The 17,116-nt window shown below is 63.3% G+C and carries 20 protein-coding genes; 9 read left to right on the top strand and 11 right to left on the bottom strand.

Annotated features, from left to right (window positions below; all coding sequences use genetic code 11):
* Window positions 1-49: 49 nt before the first annotated feature.
* Window positions 50-1,063, bottom strand: a complete 1,014-nt coding sequence (locus A8B82_RS04955) for a Hint domain-containing protein (RefSeq protein ID WP_067288992.1) — start codon at window positions 1,061-1,063, stop codon at window positions 50-52.
* Window positions 1,064-1,584: 521 nt separating this feature from the next.
* Here A8B82_RS04955 and A8B82_RS04950 point away from each other — a divergent pair.
* The 5 genes from A8B82_RS04950 to A8B82_RS04930 all read left to right on the top strand — a co-directional run bounded on the left by A8B82_RS04950 (window position 1,585) and on the right by A8B82_RS04930 (window position 5,353).
* The gene (locus A8B82_RS04950) at window positions 1,585-2,364 is read left to right on the top strand and encodes an SDR family oxidoreductase (RefSeq protein ID WP_067288990.1); all 780 of its coding nucleotides are present in this window, start codon (window positions 1,585-1,587) and stop codon (window positions 2,362-2,364) included.
* Window positions 2,364-3,488: a hypothetical protein gene (locus A8B82_RS04945; protein WP_067288987.1), complete on the top strand. Its 1,125-nt coding sequence runs from the start codon at window positions 2,364-2,366 to the stop codon at window positions 3,486-3,488. Before A8B82_RS04950 ends, A8B82_RS04945 begins: the two co-directional genes overlap by 1 nt.
* A 69-nt stretch (window positions 3,489-3,557) precedes the next feature.
* Entirely contained in the window at window positions 3,558-4,658 is a 1,101-nt protein-coding gene (locus A8B82_RS04940) for an ABC transporter ATP-binding protein (protein ID WP_067288986.1), read from the top strand.
* Window positions 4,651-5,004 (top strand): Lin0512 family protein, encoded by a 354-nt coding sequence (locus A8B82_RS04935; protein ID WP_067288983.1) that lies wholly within the window; start codon window positions 4,651-4,653, stop codon window positions 5,002-5,004. Before A8B82_RS04940 ends, A8B82_RS04935 begins: the two co-directional genes overlap by 8 nt.
* A complete protein-coding gene (locus A8B82_RS04930; protein WP_067288980.1) occupies window positions 4,997-5,353 on the top strand; it encodes a Lin0512 family protein in 357 nt (118 codons plus the stop codon). Before A8B82_RS04935 ends, A8B82_RS04930 begins: the two co-directional genes overlap by 8 nt.
* Before the next feature lie 78 nt (window positions 5,354-5,431).
* Here the strand turns inward: A8B82_RS04930 and A8B82_RS04925 are convergent, their stop codons facing one another.
* A complete protein-coding gene (locus A8B82_RS04925; protein WP_067288978.1) occupies window positions 5,432-6,097 on the bottom strand; it encodes a helix-turn-helix transcriptional regulator in 666 nt (221 codons plus the stop codon).
* Window positions 6,098-6,118: 21 nt separating this feature from the next.
* A complete protein-coding gene (locus A8B82_RS04920) occupies window positions 6,119-6,427 on the bottom strand; it encodes a hypothetical protein (RefSeq protein WP_067289485.1) in 309 nt (102 codons plus the stop codon).
* Window positions 6,428-6,641: 214 nt separating this feature from the next.
* Here A8B82_RS04920 and tatA point away from each other — a divergent pair, with 214 nt between their 5' ends.
* From tatA to A8B82_RS04900, 4 genes are read left to right on the top strand one after another with little or no spacing between them, the layout of a single operon-like run.
* Entirely contained in the window at window positions 6,642-6,905 is a 264-nt protein-coding gene (gene tatA, locus A8B82_RS04915; protein ID WP_067288976.1) for a twin-arginine translocase TatA/TatE family subunit, read from the top strand.
* Between the two features lie 6 nt (window positions 6,906-6,911).
* The gene (gene tatB / locus A8B82_RS04910; RefSeq protein ID WP_067288974.1) at window positions 6,912-7,592 is read left to right on the top strand and encodes a Sec-independent protein translocase protein TatB; all 681 of its coding nucleotides are present in this window, start codon (window positions 6,912-6,914) and stop codon (window positions 7,590-7,592) included.
* A gap of 3 nt (window positions 7,593-7,595) precedes the next feature.
* Window positions 7,596-8,504, top strand: coding sequence for a twin-arginine translocase subunit TatC (gene tatC, locus A8B82_RS04905; RefSeq protein WP_067288972.1), 909 nt, complete (start codon window positions 7,596-7,598; stop codon window positions 8,502-8,504).
* A complete protein-coding gene (locus A8B82_RS04900; protein ID WP_138069672.1) occupies window positions 8,501-9,343 on the top strand; it encodes an ATP-binding protein in 843 nt (280 codons plus the stop codon). Before tatC ends, A8B82_RS04900 begins: the two co-directional genes overlap by 4 nt.
* Window positions 9,344-9,345: 2 nt before the next feature.
* On the opposite strand, the gene A8B82_RS04895 is transcribed toward A8B82_RS04900, so the two are convergent.
* The 8 genes from A8B82_RS04895 to purF all read right to left on the bottom strand — a co-directional run bounded on the left by A8B82_RS04895 (window position 9,346) and on the right by purF (window position 16,454).
* Window positions 9,346-10,374 (bottom strand): Hint domain-containing protein, encoded by a 1,029-nt coding sequence (locus A8B82_RS04895; RefSeq protein ID WP_067288970.1) that lies wholly within the window; start codon window positions 10,372-10,374, stop codon window positions 9,346-9,348.
* Between the two features lie 145 nt (window positions 10,375-10,519).
* Entirely contained in the window at window positions 10,520-11,749 is a 1,230-nt protein-coding gene (locus A8B82_RS04890; protein WP_067289481.1) for a LysM peptidoglycan-binding domain-containing M23 family metallopeptidase, read from the bottom strand.
* A gap of 62 nt (window positions 11,750-11,811) precedes the next feature.
* A complete protein-coding gene (locus A8B82_RS04885) occupies window positions 11,812-12,468 on the bottom strand; it encodes a protein-L-isoaspartate(D-aspartate) O-methyltransferase (protein WP_082899140.1) in 657 nt (218 codons plus the stop codon).
* The gene (surE, locus tag A8B82_RS04880; RefSeq protein ID WP_067288968.1) at window positions 12,465-13,250 is read right to left on the bottom strand and encodes a 5'/3'-nucleotidase SurE; all 786 of its coding nucleotides are present in this window, start codon (window positions 13,248-13,250) and stop codon (window positions 12,465-12,467) included. Before surE ends, A8B82_RS04885 begins: the two co-directional genes overlap by 4 nt.
* An 80-nt stretch (window positions 13,251-13,330) precedes the next feature.
* Window positions 13,331-13,966: an SDR family NAD(P)-dependent oxidoreductase gene (locus tag A8B82_RS04875; RefSeq protein WP_067289475.1), complete on the bottom strand. Its 636-nt coding sequence runs from the start codon at window positions 13,964-13,966 to the stop codon at window positions 13,331-13,333.
* Between the two features lie 144 nt (window positions 13,967-14,110).
* Window positions 14,111-14,377: a pilus assembly protein PilZ gene (locus A8B82_RS04870; protein WP_067288966.1), complete on the bottom strand. Its 267-nt coding sequence runs from the start codon at window positions 14,375-14,377 to the stop codon at window positions 14,111-14,113.
* 126 nt (window positions 14,378-14,503) lie between these two features.
* On the bottom strand, window positions 14,504-14,926 hold the full coding sequence (locus tag A8B82_RS04865; protein WP_067288964.1) for a hypothetical protein: 423 nt from the start codon (window positions 14,924-14,926) through the stop codon (window positions 14,504-14,506).
* 43 nt (window positions 14,927-14,969) lie between these two features.
* Entirely contained in the window at window positions 14,970-16,454 is a 1,485-nt protein-coding gene (purF, locus tag A8B82_RS04860; protein ID WP_067289473.1) for an amidophosphoribosyltransferase, read from the bottom strand.
* Window positions 16,455-17,116: the final 662 nt, after the last annotated feature.

Here is a 17,116-nt window from a genome sequence, read left to right as displayed (position 1 = left end):
CGTCACCGGCCCCCTTTTCATGCGCGGCAGGCGTTCCGCCGCCTGCCTCTCAGCGTGAGGAGGCCTTGCGCAGCAGTTCCGCGGCGTCTGGCCGTTTCAACAGCTTCTCGTTCACGTCCAGCCCGGCATGGGGCAGGTCGTAATGGCCGGGTATCACCTCGCCCATGGCCTGGGACAGGTCATCGGGCAGGATGGCGCGGGTCCTTGTGTCGATCAGCATCGTCTCGGCCGCGATCCCCTCGGCATAGATTATCTGGTGGCTGTCAAACAGAAGCTGGAAATAATCCACAAAACCGCCGTCCAACAGGGTGACGGTATAGCCGTTCACCAGATGCCGTGCCTTGACCAGCAGTTCTGACCGCCCCGCGCCAACCTCGTCGGTGCGCTGGTAGATGAACAGGCGATGATCCGGGCTGACAATCAGGTCGTTCTCATTGTTCAATGCGCCCGCCGCGATGCGGATCGGGGCGAAATCACCCACCGCGCGCACCGTGCTCTCTCCGATCCAGCGCACCGCCTGCACGCCATCGTCGCGGGTCAGCACCCGGTCGCCCACGGACAGATCCTCGATCAGGCGCTGTTCGCCGCTGGCCAGCGTGATGTGGGTGCCGCGCGTGAAGGACACGCATCCCACCTGGGCAAACTTCCGGCGCGGGGTGTCGGTGTCGATGCCAACAAGGCGGTATTCCACCTGCGGCAGCAATTGTGCCATCGGCAGAAGATAGATTTCCGCCGCCGATCCGTCCTGATCCACCTCCACCAGCAAAAGCGCCTCCTGCGTCTGGCCGTCGGGGGACATGAACATCAGCGCGCTGTCCAGATGCAGCGCCGAGCCGGGCGCGCCAGTTTCGCTGTCCTCGGCCACCGTGAAACGGTTCCCCGCCGAGGGCAGCAATGACAGCCGCAGGGGGGTCACATCAAAGGGCAGCTCATAGATGTCATCCAGCACCAGTTCGGTCGCAAAGGACAGGGTATCCCCCATGTTGGCCCCATCGGTTGCCCGAATGTCACTGGCCCTGAAAACCGGGGCGGACTGGGCAGGGGCGGGGCGGGATCGGGCCATCGGAACCTCGGTTGAATTGGTATTCTGGTCAGCGGATTACGCTAGAATTGTGTCGCACTTGGGTCAAGCCCGCGGTGTTTTGCTGGCATCCCCGGCGGGGCGTGCAAGGGTGTCGCCAAAATTGCCCGTTTCTGCGCGACAGCGTCCCGCCTTTCTTCTACTGCATCTGATCTGCAAATGAAGACATGTCAAAAATGACATGTCTTCATTTGCAAAGAGCCAGGGGATGGGGCAGGCAAGGGATACGGGGCCGCCTTGGCACTTCAATTTCAAGGCGGGGCGCGCCAATGCGTTTCGGGATCTACCTGGATCACTAGTTCGCGGCCTCCCCCTTCGGTCGAACGCGAAAAGTGATGTGCGATGTTTCAAGTTTATCCCGAAACGCTGTAAGAGAGCTTGAAATAGCTGGCTATTCCGGCTCTCTCTTGCCTGGAACTGAGCAATTTTGGACCGAAACGGGTGGTGGACAATGCATGTCCACACGCCCTAGGTCTTTGGCAACCAATCAGAAGGAATCGCAAATGGATTTGGGTATCAAAGGAAAAACGGCACTTGTCTGCGCGTCGTCAAAGGGGCTGGGCCTGGGCTGTGCCGAGGCGCTGGCAGAGGCTGGTGTCAACCTGGTGATGAATGCGCGCGGGGCCGAGGCGCTGGATGCGGCAGCAGAGCGGCTGCGCAGCGAATACGGCGTATCGGTCAAGACCGTTGCGGTGGATGTCGCCACCGAAGAAGGGCAGAAAACCCTGATCGACGCCGCTGGCGAGATCGACATCCTGGTCAATAACGCAGGCGGCCCGCCCCCCGGCATGTGGCACGAATGGGACCGGTCCAATTTCATCGCGGCGCTGGATGCCAACATGCTGGCCCCCATTGCCCTGATCAAGGCGCTGGTGCCAGCAATGATGGACCGGGGCTGGGGCAGGGTGGTCAACATCACCTCGCAATCCGTGCGCGCGCCCGTCGGTATTCTGGGCCTGTCCAATTCCGCCCGCACCGGGCTGACCGGCTACGTCGCGGGCACCTCGCGTCAGGTTGCAGGCTCGGGCGTGACCATCAACAACCTGCTGCCCGGTATCCATGCCACTGACCGGGCCGATGCGCTGGACAGCGGCGTGGTCAAGGCCAAGGGCATCACGATGGAGGAAGCACGCAAGCAACGTGCCGCCGAAATCCCTGCCGGCCGCTATGGCACCCGTCAGGAGTTTGGCGCGGCCTGCGCGTTCCTGTGTTCGCAACATGCGGGATTCATCGTGGGGCAGAACTTGCTTCTGGATGGCGGCGCAACCAATATCACCATGTGATGGCAGAGCCGTTTTCGCTGAAGGACCATCTGTTCAACGCGGAAACTATCGGGGAGCTGGCGGAGGAATATGCCGCCGGCCTGCCGGGGTTCGACGCGGCGCGGTTTCAGCAAGAGACCCTGGCAGGTTTCCCGGAACGCGGGTTGATGGAGCGGCTCGACTGGATTGCCGATTGCCTTGAGCCGCATCTGGCCCCCGACTTCCCGACCATGGCAGAGCAGGTGGAGGCGATGATGCCGCCGCCGCTGGACCCGACGCTGCGCGACGATGACTTTGGCCGCTTTATCCATGCGGTGCCGGGGATATTGGCAGTACGGCACGGGTTGGAGGACCATCGCGCGCGCGCGCTGGACCTGATCCATGCCGCCACCCGGCGGTTTTCGATGGAGTTCTATATCCGTCCCTTCCTGAACCGCTGGCCCGAAGAAACCCTCGTCCGGCTGGCGGGTTGGGCGGGGGATGACAATTACCACGTCCGCCGTCTGGTCAGCGAAGGCACAAGGCCGCGCCTGCCCTGGGCGCGGGCCGTGACCCTGACCAGCGATCAGACCCTGCCACTGCTGGAAAAGCTGCACGCGGATCAGACGCGCTATGTCACAAGGTCGGTCGCCAACCACCTGAACGATATTGCAAAAAAGGAGCCAGACCGCGTGGTGTCCGGGCTGCGCGACTGGGCGAGGGCGGCGCAACAACAGCCAAAGGAACTGGCATGGATGACCCGCCACGCCCTGCGCACCCTGATCAAACAGGGCGATGAAGCCGCGCTTGACCTGTTGGGATACCGCCGCGACGTGCCGGTGACCGCACGGCTTGAGTTGGAGGCAGGCCGCGTACCCATCGGCGGCGCGCTGAGCTTCTCGCTGCAACTTGAGGCCCCGCAGGACCTGCCGGTGATGGTGGACTACCGCCTGCGCTTTGTCCGGCCCGGCGGGAAAGAGGCTGAAAAGGTCTTCAAGCTCAAGGCGACGCAGATCGACGCAGGCCAAAAACTGACCCTGCGCAAGTCCCACAAGCTCAAGGGCGACGCGACAACCTTTACCCTGCATCCGGGTGTTCACGGGATCATTGTGCAGGTCAACGGTGTCGATGTGGCGCATACCGACTTCATGCTGACATCTGGCTGACCTGTGCGGGTGCTTGCGGGGACACGGCGGGGCTGATAGCTGCTCTCCGAGTGATTTAATCGGATACCCATGACTGCCGACATTCCCCGCCTCGAAATCAAAGACCTCAAACGGTCCTATAACGGCCGCCCTGTGGTCGACGGCGTGTCCCTGCGGATCATGCCGGGGCAGGTGACCTGCCTGTTGGGCCCGTCCGGCTGCGGCAAGTCCACGACACTGCGGATGATCGCAGGCGTGGAAATGCAGGACAGCGGCACCATCCATGTGGATGGCAAGCTGATCTGCGACACCGTGTTCCGCGTGCCCCCCGAACGGCGCGGGATCGGGCTGATGTTTCAGGACTTTGCCCTGTTTCCTCACCTCAGCGTCGCTGACAATGTGGGCTTTGGCCTGAAAAAGGGCACCCGCGCCGAGAAACGCGCCCGGATCGAGGAGCTGCTCGACCGGGTCGACCTCAAACGCTACATCGACGGCTATCCGCATCAACTGTCGGGCGGCGAACAGCAACGTGTGGCGCTGGCCCGCGCACTGGCACCGCGTCCGCGCATCATGCTGATGGATGAGCCGTTTTCAGGCCTCGACAACCGGCTGCGCGACGGCATCCGGGACGAGACGCTTGGCATCCTCAAGGAAGAGGACACCGCCGTTCTGCTGGTCACCCATGAGCCGGACGAGGCGATGCGCATGGCGGATGAAATCGCCCTGATGCGCGACGGGCGGATTGTGATGCAGGGCGCTCCCTACAACGTCTACACAAGGCCCGTGGACCGCGCGGCGGTTGCGGTCTTTTCCGACGCCAACCTGCTGCGCGCAAGGGTCGAGGGCGCGCTGGCCGACACGCCGTTCGGGCAGTTTCTGGCCCCCGGTGTGCCGGATGGCACGGATGTGGATATCGTGTTCCGCCCCCAGCACCTGCGCATCGACTTTGACCGCGCCGGGCAGGGGCCGCGCCCGACCGCGACGGATGGCACGGCGGCGCGGGCCGTGGTGGAACGCGCCCGCTTCATGGGCAATGAATCACTGGTCGAATTTGTGCTGGACGATGGCGGGCTGCGGCTCAGGGCGACGGTGCCGAATGTGTTCCTGCCGCAACCCGGCGCCGTGATGTGGCTGACCGTGCGCCGCGACAGATGTTTTGTTTTCCCGGTGACAGGAGGGCGCGATGCCTGAAACACTGATGGTGGAATTCGGCATGGGGTCCTCCCTGCGCCGGGGCGATCACACCCAGGCCGCAACCCGCGCGGTGCGCGATGCGCTGTGGCATAATTCGATCAACCTGGCGGAGCTTTTCGGCTTTGATAAGAAAGACATGCGCATCACTCTTGATGTTGGGGTCCAGCAGCCCGACAAGGTGGATGCCGAGGCGCTGCGCGCGGTCTTTCCCTATGGCCATGTCACGGTGAACCTGCATCTCGGCGGGCTGGACGTGCCGCGGCCCGACGGGGACGGGCATCCAACGATCATGGCAAATGTCGCCCTGTCCGTCGGTTTTGACATGGAGCGGGTTGATGGCTGAGCAGCGTGTGATCATCGAAATGGGCATGGGCAACGACCTGCACGGCATGGACTATACCAAGGCCAGCGCAAGGGCGATCGACGACGCGCTGCGCCATTCCTCGCTGCCGCTGTTTGCGGTGACCGGCCTGTCGCATGAAGAGATGCGCGTGCAGGTCACGGTTGCGGTGCAGGAACCTGACAAGGTGGATGTCGGCGCGCTGACCGCGAAACTGCCGCGCGGCCGGGCCGAGGTTCGCGCGGTATTCGGCGGGCTGAATGTGCCCGCCGGGGGCGAAACCATCGTGATCGCGCAGGCCAGCGTGGAGGCGTTTCTGCCACCGCAGACCGGGTGGCGGTTGAAGGGGTGATCCGGCTGCCGGATGCCGTTTTCTTCGAAGAAAACGGTCCGGAGTTTTCGAAAACTCCGGCGGCGCGCGCATTTCGGGTCAAGGCTCGTAATCCTCGATCCGCTTGCCCGGCTCGTCCACAAACAGTTCCGGCAGGGCCTCGGCGCTTTCGATCAGGTCGAGACGAAAGACGCGGAAACCCTCGCGCAGCTCGCACCAGGCGGTCAGGGTCCAGACGCGGCCCCAGTATTCCATATGCAGCGGGCGCACGGTGCGGGTGGTGACCATCGCCTCCCTGGAGGTATAGACCAGCCGCAGCTTTTGCCGTGCCTTGATCGCCGCGCGCACCACCGGCATATGGGTGAAATTATGGGTGGCATCGGCAAAGGGGTAGACCGCGAATTTCCAGGCGTCCGCCTCCGCGATGGTCTGGGTCGGCAGCACCGCGTCGATCTTGTCGGCCAGCGTCAGGGCCGCGGCCTTCAAATCCGCATCGGCAATCTGCGTGGCCACGGCAATGCCAAGGTTCAGCGCCTCCAGCTCTGCCGGGGTCAGGGTCAGCGGGGGCAGGGTGATGGCCTGGGTGATCATGTAACCGACGCCGCGCTCGCCCGCGACCGGCACGCCAGAGGCCACCAGCGTGTCCATATCGCGGTAAATCGTGCGGGTTGAAACCTCCAGCCGGTCGGCAATGTCCTGCGCGCGGTGCAGCCGCCCGTCGCGCAGGATCTGGATGATGTCAAAAAGGCGGTCCGTGCGGCGCATAAACGCTAAACTGACACCGCGTCAGGGCTGCTGCAAGGTGATCCTTGCATGCCGCATCTGTACCTCGCCGGGGGCAATCATCGCCATCAGCGCCGCTGCCTCCGGGGCATTGGCAATCCCCTGCGCCGCGCGCTGGGCTGCTGCCATATTCTCCCAGATGACATGATCGGTCCAGAGCCCGGTTTCATCCACCGACAGGGTGCGGCGTATCATCCCGCCGCTGCGTTCGATAAACGGTGCCAGATCCGCTGCCGCCCTGGTAAAGGCCGCCTCATCGCTGCCGGCGATCAGCCGGAATGTGACGATTTCGCTCACGTGTTCTTGTGTCATCTTGCTCTCCTTGATGATTGACAGCTTGCCTATGACAGGGTCCAACTGACATAAACCTGTCAGTTGAAGTGCGGTGCGCGCGAAAAACATCAATTGCACGGGGCTGGCGGCGGTTTTGCACCGCTTTCACCCTTCATGGTGCCGGTGCGCAGCGGTAGACAGGATCAAACGGCCACCCATTTGGGGGCATCATGGATTACATGGGAGAGATGAGATGTTGAACAATATTGGCCTGCCGGGCCTCTTGCTGATTGCGGTGGTGGTGCTGGTGCTTTTCGGGCGCGGCAAGATCTCCAGCCTGATGGGTGAGGTCGGCAAAGGCATCACCAGCTTCAAGAAAGGCGTCAGCGAAGGCGAGACCGAAGTGACGCAGGTCGAGGACCTGGATGGTGCGGACCTGCCCAGCCACAGCGACACCGGCACGCACCCCAAGACGGACAAGCTTGCCGACAAGGGCGCGAAAAAGAACAAGGTGTAATCACCCATGTTCGATATGAGCTGGACCGAGCTGTTGGTCGTGGGCATCGTGGCGCTGATCGTCGTGGGCCCCAAGGACCTGCCGGTGTTGTTCCGCAAGGTGGGGCAGTTCGTGGGCAAGGCCAAGGGCATGGCGCGCGAATTCACCAGTGCGATGAACGACGCGGCCGACAGCAGCGGCATGCGCGAGATTTCGTCGAACCTGAACACCTCTCTCAAAGCGGCGACGAACCCGTTGGGGGCGGCCATGGACGGGGTGAAATCGGCGACCAAGTCGCTTGCGGACATCGACCCGGACAGCGAAACCGGCAAGCTGGCCGCGCAACGGGCCGAGGACGTGAAGAAAATTCAGGCCAAGACAGCCCGCACCGCTGCTGAACGCAAGCAACGCGAGGCGGCAGAGGCGATGGCCCGCGCCGACGCGCTGGAAGCCGAATCGGCCCCGGCTGCGCCAAAGCCGGAAACACCCAAGCCCGCCGCGAAGAAGGCCCCCGCGGCGAAAGCCCCCGCGAAGAAGGCCCCCGCCAAGAAGCCCGCCGCGAAAAAGCCGGTTGCGACCAAAACTGCCGGAACCAAAACTGCCGGGACCAAAACGGCAGCCAAATCTGCCGCAAAATCCGCCGCCCGGAAGCCCGCCGCGAAAAAACCGGCAGCCAAGCCTGCCGCCACAGCGGCCAAAAAAGAGTAAACCATGAGCGCCACCGACGATATCGACGACAGCGCAGCGCCGCTGATCGAACATCTGGCAGAACTGCGCACCCGGCTGATCCGGTCGGTGCTGGCCTTTATCGTGGGCATGGTGATCTGCTTTTCCTTTGGCAGTGCGATCCTGGATTTCCTGCTGGTGCCGATTGAAAAGACCATGCGCAATCTCGGCAATCCGAACCCGGTGATGCAATACACCGCCCCGCAGGAGTATTTCTTTACCCTGATCCGCATCTCGATGGTGGGCGGGCTGGCCATCAGCTTTCCGGTGATCGCCACGCAGCTGTGGCGTTTTGTGGCGCCGGGCCTTTACAAGAACGAGAAAAACGCGTTCCTGCCGTTTCTCGTGGCATCGCCCGCGCTGTTCCTGCTGGGGGCCGCGTTTGCGCATTACGTGGTTGTGCCACTGGCGATGCAGTTCTTTCTGGGCTTTTCCGACGCCGCCTCCTACCTGACCGCGCTGGTGGTCGAGGGCGACGCGCGCAAGTCCGGCATCGACATCGTCTTTAACGGCAAGGTCAACGAAAGCCTTGATATCACGCTCAAAATGATCGTGGCCTTCGGGCTTTGCTTTCAGCTTCCGGTATTGCTGACCCTGATGGGCAAGGCCGGGCTGGTCAGCACCGAGGGGCTGCGCAACGTGCGCAAATACGCGGTTGTCGGCATCCTGCTGCTTGCCGCCCTTGTCACACCGCCGGATGTAGTGACACAGCTGATCCTTTTTGTCGTGGTCTACGGGCTCTATGAAGTGTCGATCTTCCTTGTCAGCCGGGTGGAGGCCAAGCGCGAGGCGCAACTGCGCGCGGAGGGCTATTACGACGACGAGGTCGAGGAAGACCCCCTGATGGCGGGTTTCGACGAAGATCCAGAAGACGACGAGGGTGATCTGAAGTGATAGACGACCCGCTTGACCGTATTGCAGCGGCGCTGGAACGTATGGCACCGGCGCCGCTGCCCACACCTGATTTCAACGCGGCGGCGGCCTTTGTCTGGCACACCGGGCCGGATCGGCTGGAACCTGTGCAGAATGTCTCCCGCGTGGCGCTGGACCTGCTGATCGGCGTCGACCGGTCGCGCGATACGCTGCTGGCCAACACACGGCAGTTCGCTGCTGGTCTGCCCGCCAACAACGCGCTGCTTTGGGGCGCGCGGGGGATGGGAAAATCCAGCCTTGTAAAGGCGATACACGCCGATGTTCATGCGTCGCACGAGGCGCTGCGCATGGTCGAACTGCAACGCGAGGACCTGCCGTCGGTGGGGCGGTTGCTGAACCTGCTGCGCGGTGCGTCGCAACGGTTCATCCTGTTCTGCGATGACCTCAGCTTTGGTCATGATGATGCGCATTACAAGTCGCTCAAGGCCGTGCTGGATGGCGGTATCGAAGGGCGGCCCGACAATGTCGTGCTTTATGCCACCTCCAACCGCCGCCACCTGATGCCGCGCGACATGATCGAAAACGAACGCGGCAGCGCCATCAACCCGGCGGAGGCGGTAGAGGAAAAGGTTTCCCTGTCAGACCGTTTTGGCCTCTGGCTGGGGTTTCACGCCTGCGATCAGGATCAATACCTGGCGATGATCCGGGGCTATTGCGATGCCTATGGGGTCGAGATCGACGCAGAGACCCTGCACGCCGAGGCTGTCGAATGGCAGGCCACGCGCGGGTCGCGGTCGGGCCGGGTGGCCTGGCAGTATTTCACCGACCTTGCAGGCCGCAAGGGCGTCCAGGTCGCCTGACTTCAGGCCGCCAGCAGACCGGCCTCATAGGCGCGCAGGCAGGGGGCGACCTTGGGGCCATAGGCCGCGAGGTCGGGAAACAGCTTTCTGATCTCCTCTCCGGCGGCGTCGTTGACAGACTGAAGGGTCATGTCGCCGGGATACAGGCTTTCGGTCCAGAGCCCTTCGGAGTGCAGCAGGTGATGCGCCTCGAACAGAATGTGGTGATAGGTCACGATCCCGCCCGGACGCCGGTAAACGCCGTCATGGCCAATCAGGTCCTTGGCCCGTACCAGCACTTCCTCCTGACCGAACAGAAGTTCGGCACGCCAGTCCTGCAACAGGATGGCATGTTGCGGCGAAACAACCAGATCGCGATTGTTGCCCAATGTGCCTTTGCTGATCACGATCGGGGCAAGTTCCCCCTGCGCCGCAATGGTGGTCGAACCGATCCAGGCGATGGGTTGCAGCCCGGCGTCACGGGTCAGGGCAAGCTGGCCGGGGCAAAGTGCTTCGACCGCGACGGGGCCGTCTGCCGTTTCGATAAGGGTGCCGCTGGCAAAGCACACCACACTGGCGCCGAGGCTGCTATGGGGGATCAGGTCGCTGTTGTCGCTGATCCCATTGGCCGTGAGGTTGGTATCTGGCGGCGGCATCCCATCGGGAAAGACCAGGTAAAAACCATCCTCGTTTGCATCGTCCAGGTCGTTGTCGTTGTTCAGGTCGACATCAATAACCGCCACGCGCCAGGTTGTCGTGCCATCGGTGACCGTAAAGGTATAATCATAGATCACCTGCCGCGGTGTGCCGCCCACGTCCGTGGTCTGCTGGCCGAAACCGCCGAAACGCTCCTGCGCGGAAACCACCTCGTTCGTGGGGTCGCCGTTGAACTGCGTCGCACCGTCGTTTTCATCGACCACGAAATAGGTGTCCGGCCCGGTGTAGCGCCAGGTTGAGCCTGCTGCAGGCGAGAACCCATAGTTATGCGCGGCCCCGTTGACCGTGCTCTGGGTGCCGTAGATCGTGTTCGTGTAGCCGTAGTGGACGGGCATCAGAGTATCCAATCGCAACAATTTGCGTCGGATTGTTTCTAATACCGCAACGCGGCAGCCTTACGGCGGAAGCTGGCCATTTGAGACAAATGCAGGGCATTTTCAAGGTATCTTGCCGCACACCAAAAGGCGCGCGGCAGGTTGATCAGTTCAGATAGGGGGCAGGGTCAACACTCTCAAAACCCTTGCGCACCTCGAAATGAACATAGGCGTCGTCGCCGCCGCGCAGCTTGGCAATCTGCTGGCCGCGCGCCACATTGTCGCCCTTGGCAACGCTGACGCTGGCCACATTGGCATAGACCGTCAACAGGTTGCCCTCATGCCGGACCACCACAATCGGCACGCCCTCGGCGCTTTTGGTGATGGCGGCAACGGTGCCGGAATCGGCGGCCTTGACCGGGGCACCGGCGGCCGCCTTGATGTTGATGCCTTCATTCTTGCCCTTGGCATAGCCGCGAATGATGCTGCCCTGAACCGGGGTTGTCATCTTGGCCTTGGCCGTGGTGGCCGTCGTCTTGCCAACGTCCGCGACCGGTTTCTGCGGTGTGGCGGCGGGGGGCAGCGGCTTGGCTGTGTCATCCTGGGGCAGGGCCGTCTTGGCCGATGGCGGTGTCGGTGTCGGGCTGCCCTGACCCGGCAGGGTGGTGTCGGGGGCAGGTACAGCCGCCGGGGTTGCCGTCACGGCGGTGCTGCGCTTTGGCGGGTTCTGCTGCGGCACCGGGATCAACAGGAACTGACCTTCGCGCACCGCAAAATCCGCGCCCAGCCCGTTCCATTCCGCCAGCGCCTTGACCGGCACGGAATAGAGCCGCGCCACGGTATAGGCCGTCTCGCCCCGCTCAACGCGGTGGCGGATCGGTTCCCTGGCCGATTGCACGGCGGCGGCGGGTGCGGGGCTGGCCGGTGCCAGCGTCGCGGTCTGAACACCGGGAGCGGTGGGGGCACGATCAATCGCGCTGCCTGCCAGTGACGAAATATCCACCGGCCCAGCCGCGGCACCGGTTGCGGCAGAGGGTTCAGCAACGCGGTTGGGCAGGGCGATGATCTCGTCCTTGCGCAGCTTCACCGATGGGTCGATGCCGTTGTAGCTGGCCAGTTGCGAGGTGCTGGCCCCCACGCGCGCGGCCACATCGGCCAGCGTATCGCCGCGCCGGGCCACCGCGACCTGGTAATTCGGATAGGAAATCACACCACGGCTGTCCGGGCTGGGCCGGTCCGCCAGGGGTGCTGTCGCGGCCTGTGCCGTGGTGAAGGTGCCGAGATTCCCGCGCAGGTCAAAGTCCAGCGGCTGGCCCGCGCAGGCGCTTAGCAACATGGCGCTGGACCCGGCCAGAAAGCTCAGCCGCACGGGGCGGCGCATGAATGAATGGCGCATCTGCATGTCCTCATCTATCTCCCCCCGTGTAAATCCGGGGATTTGCCGCACTTATAGCGCAATTATGTGTCCTTGCCCAACCCTTCGAGCAGCGGAACGAAGCGAACGGCCCTCATTTCGTCATATTCAAGGCCCTGAGCGGTTTTCCGCACACGGATCAAGTGCTGAACGGTGTCCGACTGGCCCACCGGCAGCACCATGATGCCCCCCACCTTGAGCTGCGCCAGCAGCGGGCTGGGCGGGTCTTCGGCGGCGGCGGTCACGATGATGCGGTCAAAGGGGGCCTGTTCGGTCAGTCCGAAACTGCCATCCGCCGTGATCGCGGTGATGTTGTTCAGATCCATCTGCTCGAATATCGCGCGGGCCTCGTGGACCAGCCTGCGGTGCCGGTCGATGGTATAGACCCGGCGCGCCAGCTTGCTCAGAATTGCCGCCTGATAGCCCGACCCGGTGCCGATCTCCAGCACCTTGTCGCGGGGCGAGACCTCAAGCGCCTGCGTCATCAGCCCCACGACCGAAGGCTGGCTGATGGTCTGGCCGCAGGCGATGGGCAGCGGCATGTCCTCATAGGCACGTTGCGCGAACAGTCCCTTGATGAAGGGACCGCGATCGACGGTTTCCATCGCGTTCAGTACGCGGGTGTCCGTCACCCCCTTGGAGCGCAGGGCATAGAGAAACTGCATCTTGCGTTCGGCTTCTGTCAGTTCCTCATCGGTCACGTGTTGATGCCCGCGAATCTGTCCATCATGTCATGCGCCGTCAGGTCGGCCCGCATCGGCGTGACCGAGACATAGCCTTCCAGGTTTACCGCCGCATCGGAACCGGGGGCGGTCATCACCTGCTGGTCGCCCCCCTTTATCCAGGAAAACCGGCGGCCCGAGGGGGCCAAATGCGGTTCGGTCGCGAAAACCACACCGGGGCGGCGGCCCTGGGGTGCCAGACGCGTGCCCTTGACGGCGCTGGCGGGGACTGGGGGGAAATTCACATTGTGGAACAGCCGATAATCGGTCTCATCCTCGGGGGTGACCGCAAGGATACGCCGGATCACATCCGCGCCATGGGTCGCCGCCGCCTCGAACGGGTCGTCCAGGTCGCGGTTCGCGGGGCCAAAGTACTGCGACAGCGCGATGGCGGGAAAGCCCTGCAACGCCGCTTCCATCGCACCGCCGATGGTGCCGGAGTACAACGTGTTCTCGGCCGAGTTGTTGCCCCGGTTCACCCCCGACAGCACCAGGTCGGGCAGGGCGGATTTCATCACGTCATGAACGCCGATCAACACGCAATCGGCGGGCGAGCCTTCGGCCGCATAGCGGCGCGGCCCCAATTCGCTGATCATCGTGGGTTTGACGTAGTTGATGCAATGGCCCACGCCCGACTGCTCGAACGCGGGTGCCACGGTCCAGACCTCGCCGCCATTGCCCGCCAGTTCAGTGGCAATACGGGCCAGAACCTTGAGGCCGGGTGCGGCGATGCCGTCGTCGTTTGTGATGAGAATGCGCATGGAAAGCCCTTTTGCCCTTGATAGGCGAGGGTCGCGCGGGCGGCAAGGACAGGGCGGGTCGATTGAAAAAGGAGGGGTGCCTAGAGTTGCGCGATTACCGCAGCGGCCTGTCCATGCGGATCGGCCAGATTGCTGCGCTCCTCGCCCGGGAAGAACCTGGCGCGGGTGGCGGTGGGCATCGGGTCCGGGGTCAGGATATGCACCTTTGGCCCGTTCTTTGCCGCCTCTGCCGCCCAGGACCGTGCCAGCGCGATCTGCGCCGCCTTGCTGGCACCATAGGCGCCAAAAAACTTCTCTCCCGCGCGCGGATCATCGAAAAAGACCGCCTGACCCGACTGCCCCAGCAACGGCGCGACATAGGTGATAAGGGTGGCCGTGGCGGTGACATTGCAGGCCACCGATTTCTCCATGTCCTTCGCATCGACATGATCGGCGGGGGCCAGCGGGGCCGCGTGGATGGCGCAGTGCAGCCACAGGTCCAGCCTGCCCCAGCGGTCGTGAATGCCCCGGCAGAGCACCGCCATGGCTTCGGGCGTGGCGACATCCATCGGTGCAAGTGTCGCGGCACCGCCCCTGGCCTGGATGCGGTCATCCAGTTCCTCAAGCGCGCCGGTGGTGCGGCCCACGGCGATGATGTGATGGGTGGGGCAAAGCGCCTCTGCCAGCGCGGCACCCAGGCCGCGCGACGCGCCGGTGATCAATGCGGTTTTTGTCATGGTGGCCATGTGCCTTGCCGCGCGCGCGCCGTCAATAGTTGCACTACAGCGTCCCGCCTTTAACCTGAAGCATACCCCATCGCCAATATCCCGAGAGCGCGCAGCGCGGCAGGGTATTGGCGATTCAAGTTCAAGGCGGGGCGCTTAGCCTCGCGGCAGTTTCAGCGACTTGGTCCGGCTGCCCATGTTCAGCACCAACTGGTCATCGCCGATGGCGGCAACGGTGCCGCCTGCGACCTTGTCGCCAACACCGACGCGGGCGATCTTGCCGTTGGGGGTGCGCACCAGCGCGCCGGGGGCGGCGGCGCTGCCGAAAATGCCGATCAGGGCGGTCCGGGCCAGCCGGGCCTCTGTGGTGGCGATCTCGGCCACTTTCGCGGGGGTGGGTTGCTGTTTCTCTGTGCTGCTCATGGTGTGCCTTTTCGCGGCATGCGCGGGTTGCCGATTCGTCGGTGAACGGCCAGCTAACAAGGCTGTACGGCAAGGAGAAGGGGGTGCCATCCGATCAGCCAAGCCCTGCCGAGGGCTGCGCGGCCTTTAGCCTACGGTCCGGGCTGCACGGCGCGACAGATGGTAGCAGAAGGTCATCTGCGCCAGATGGGCGATGGGTTGTTCCGGCAGGGGGCGGCCCAGATCCAACGCGATCTGTCGCCGTCCGTCGTTTACACCAAGGTCCGGGTAGATCTCGCGCATCCTTGCGGCCAGATCGGTCTTGCAATCAACGAAGAGCAGCAGGTTTTGTGGCTGACCCGCCGACCAGCCCATCCGCAGGGTGCTGCCGGTGCGCGGCGCGCGGGGCCGCCATGCGGGCTGGCCCCATTTCAGGCTTTCGTCCAGCGGCCCGATTTCCGCCTGTTCTGCCGCGACGTGAAACAGGCCCCGACAGGCCCAAAGCGCATCGCGCGCAGGCTCGGACCAGGTGGTCAGGACAGAAAGAAGCGGGGCAGGGGCGTGGTCCATCCCGCCATCATGGCAGGACCTCATGACAGAAAATGGCAGCAGGTTACTCTGCCGCCGTCTTCATCTTGAAGCCTTCCTTGATCTTGTCCGCCGGGGTCACGGGGTATTCCCCGGAAAAACAGGCATCACAATACTGCGGGCATTTGGCATTGCGCCCTTCAGCCTCACCCACGGCCCGGTACAGACCGTCAAGCGAGATAAAGCGCAGGGAATCCACCGCGAGATGTTTGCACATCTCGTCTTCGGACATGGTCGCGGCCAGCAGTTTTTCGCGCTGCGGCGTGTCAACGCCATAGAAACAGGGCCAGGCCGTGGGCGGGCTGGCGATGCGGAAATGGACCTCGGCAGCACCCGCATCCAGGATCATTTCCTTGATCTTGCGGCTGGTGGTGCCACGCACCACGCTGTCATCCACCAGGATCACCCGCTTGCCCTTGATCAGGGCGCGGTTGACGTTCAGCTTCAGACGCACGCCCATGTTGCGGATCTGCTCTGTCGGTTCAATAAAGGTGCGGCCCATGTACTGGTTGCGGATGATCCCCATGGCATAGGGAATGCCGGATTCTAGGCTGTAGCCGATGGCGGCGGGCGTGCCACTGTCGGGCACCGGGCAGACCAGATCGGCCTCCACCGGGCTTTCCTTGGCCAGTTCGCGGCCAATCGCCTCGCGGGTTTCATAGACGCTGCGGCCCCCCAGAATGCTGTCGGGGCGGCTGAAATAGACATGTTCGAAAATGCAGAAACGGGGTGACTGGCGGCGGAAGGGGAAATGGCTTTCCACGCCGCTGGCGGTGATCACCACCATCTCGCCGGGTTCGATCTCGCGCACGAACTCCGCGCCGATGATGTCCAGCGCGCAGGTTTCCGAGCTGAGCGCCCAGCCGTCGCCGACGCGGCCCAGCACCAGCGGGCGCACGCCCAGCGGGTCGCGCACGCCGATCAGCTTGGTCCGGGTCATGGCGACGATGGAAAACGCGCCTTCGACCCGGCGCAGGGCGTCTTCCATCCGTTCGGGGATGTTGCGTTGCAGGGACCGCGCCATCAGATGGATGATGCATTCGCTGTCCGAGGAGGACTGAAAGATCGAGCCGCGCTCGATCAGCTCGCGGCGCAGGGCGTTGGCATTGGTGATATTGCCGTTATGGGCAATCGCCGCCCCGCCCATGGCGAATTCGCCAAAAAAGGGCTGCACGTCGCGAATCGCTGTCTGCCCCTTGGACCCGGTGGTGGAATAACGCACATGGCCGATGGCCAGCTCGCCGGGCAGTGTTTCCATCACCGCCTGGCTGGTGAAATTGTCGCGCACATAGCCAAACCGCCGTGCGGATTGAAACCCGGCCTCTGACTGGTAAGAGACGATGCCGCCCGCCTCCTGGCCGCGATGTTGCAGGGCATGCAGCCCCAGCGCGACGAAATTGGAGGCGTCGGCCACGCCGACCACGCCAAAGATGCCGCATTCCTCCTTCAGTTTGTCGTCGTCATCGCCATCGCGAAGGTACGAGGTGTCGAAAGGATGGGCAGGGGGCATGATCTTGGCGGTGGGATTGGTCACGGGGAGCAGCTCCGAATCCGGGTGGGCGTGCCGCCTATGTAGGGGTCTTGAAGCGCAGTGTCACCCCGCAGCCCGCAGTACCATGCGGTTTGTTTCGTTCTTGTGACGCTGATTGAAGATATTTGCCGGAAAAGCGGTTCTTGCTCAGGGCCCCATTGAGCCTAGGGCCTGTGGGCATTCATCTTCCGCCACCCGCGCGAGTCGGATTTTGCCGCTGGCGCTCTGATTTGAGCGCAGCAATGTGATCATTGGTAGCGAAAATCCGAGATGGCAGAGGCAAAATCCGCCGTGCCCCGCAGGGGTTTCGCCAAAATTGCCCACTTCTGCGTTAAGAGAGCTTGAAATAGCTGGCCATTCCTGTGCTCTCTTGCCTGGAACTGAGCAATTTTGGACTGAAACGGGTGGTGGAAGATGAATGTCCACAGGCCCTAGATCTTGAACGTCACACGAAAACGACCTGATCATCAGGTTTGTGACCCAGGCGCATGATCTCGGCGATATGGCTGTCCGGCTGCTGAACGTTAGACGGCTTTGGCCTTCACGTCATAAGCTGACCGAAGTTTGGAAGCCGGGCCTTCGTGCAGGTTGTGGGGAATGGCGGGAAGGAGTCCCAGAGTGACATGAGGCGTCAGCCGGGT

Source organism: Sulfitobacter sp. EhC04, from assembly GCF_001650875.1.
Lineage (GTDB): Bacteria > Pseudomonadota > Alphaproteobacteria > Rhodobacterales > Rhodobacteraceae > Sulfitobacter.
Note: the sequence above shows the minus strand (reverse complement) of the source record. Positions and strands in the feature narration are given on the sequence as shown.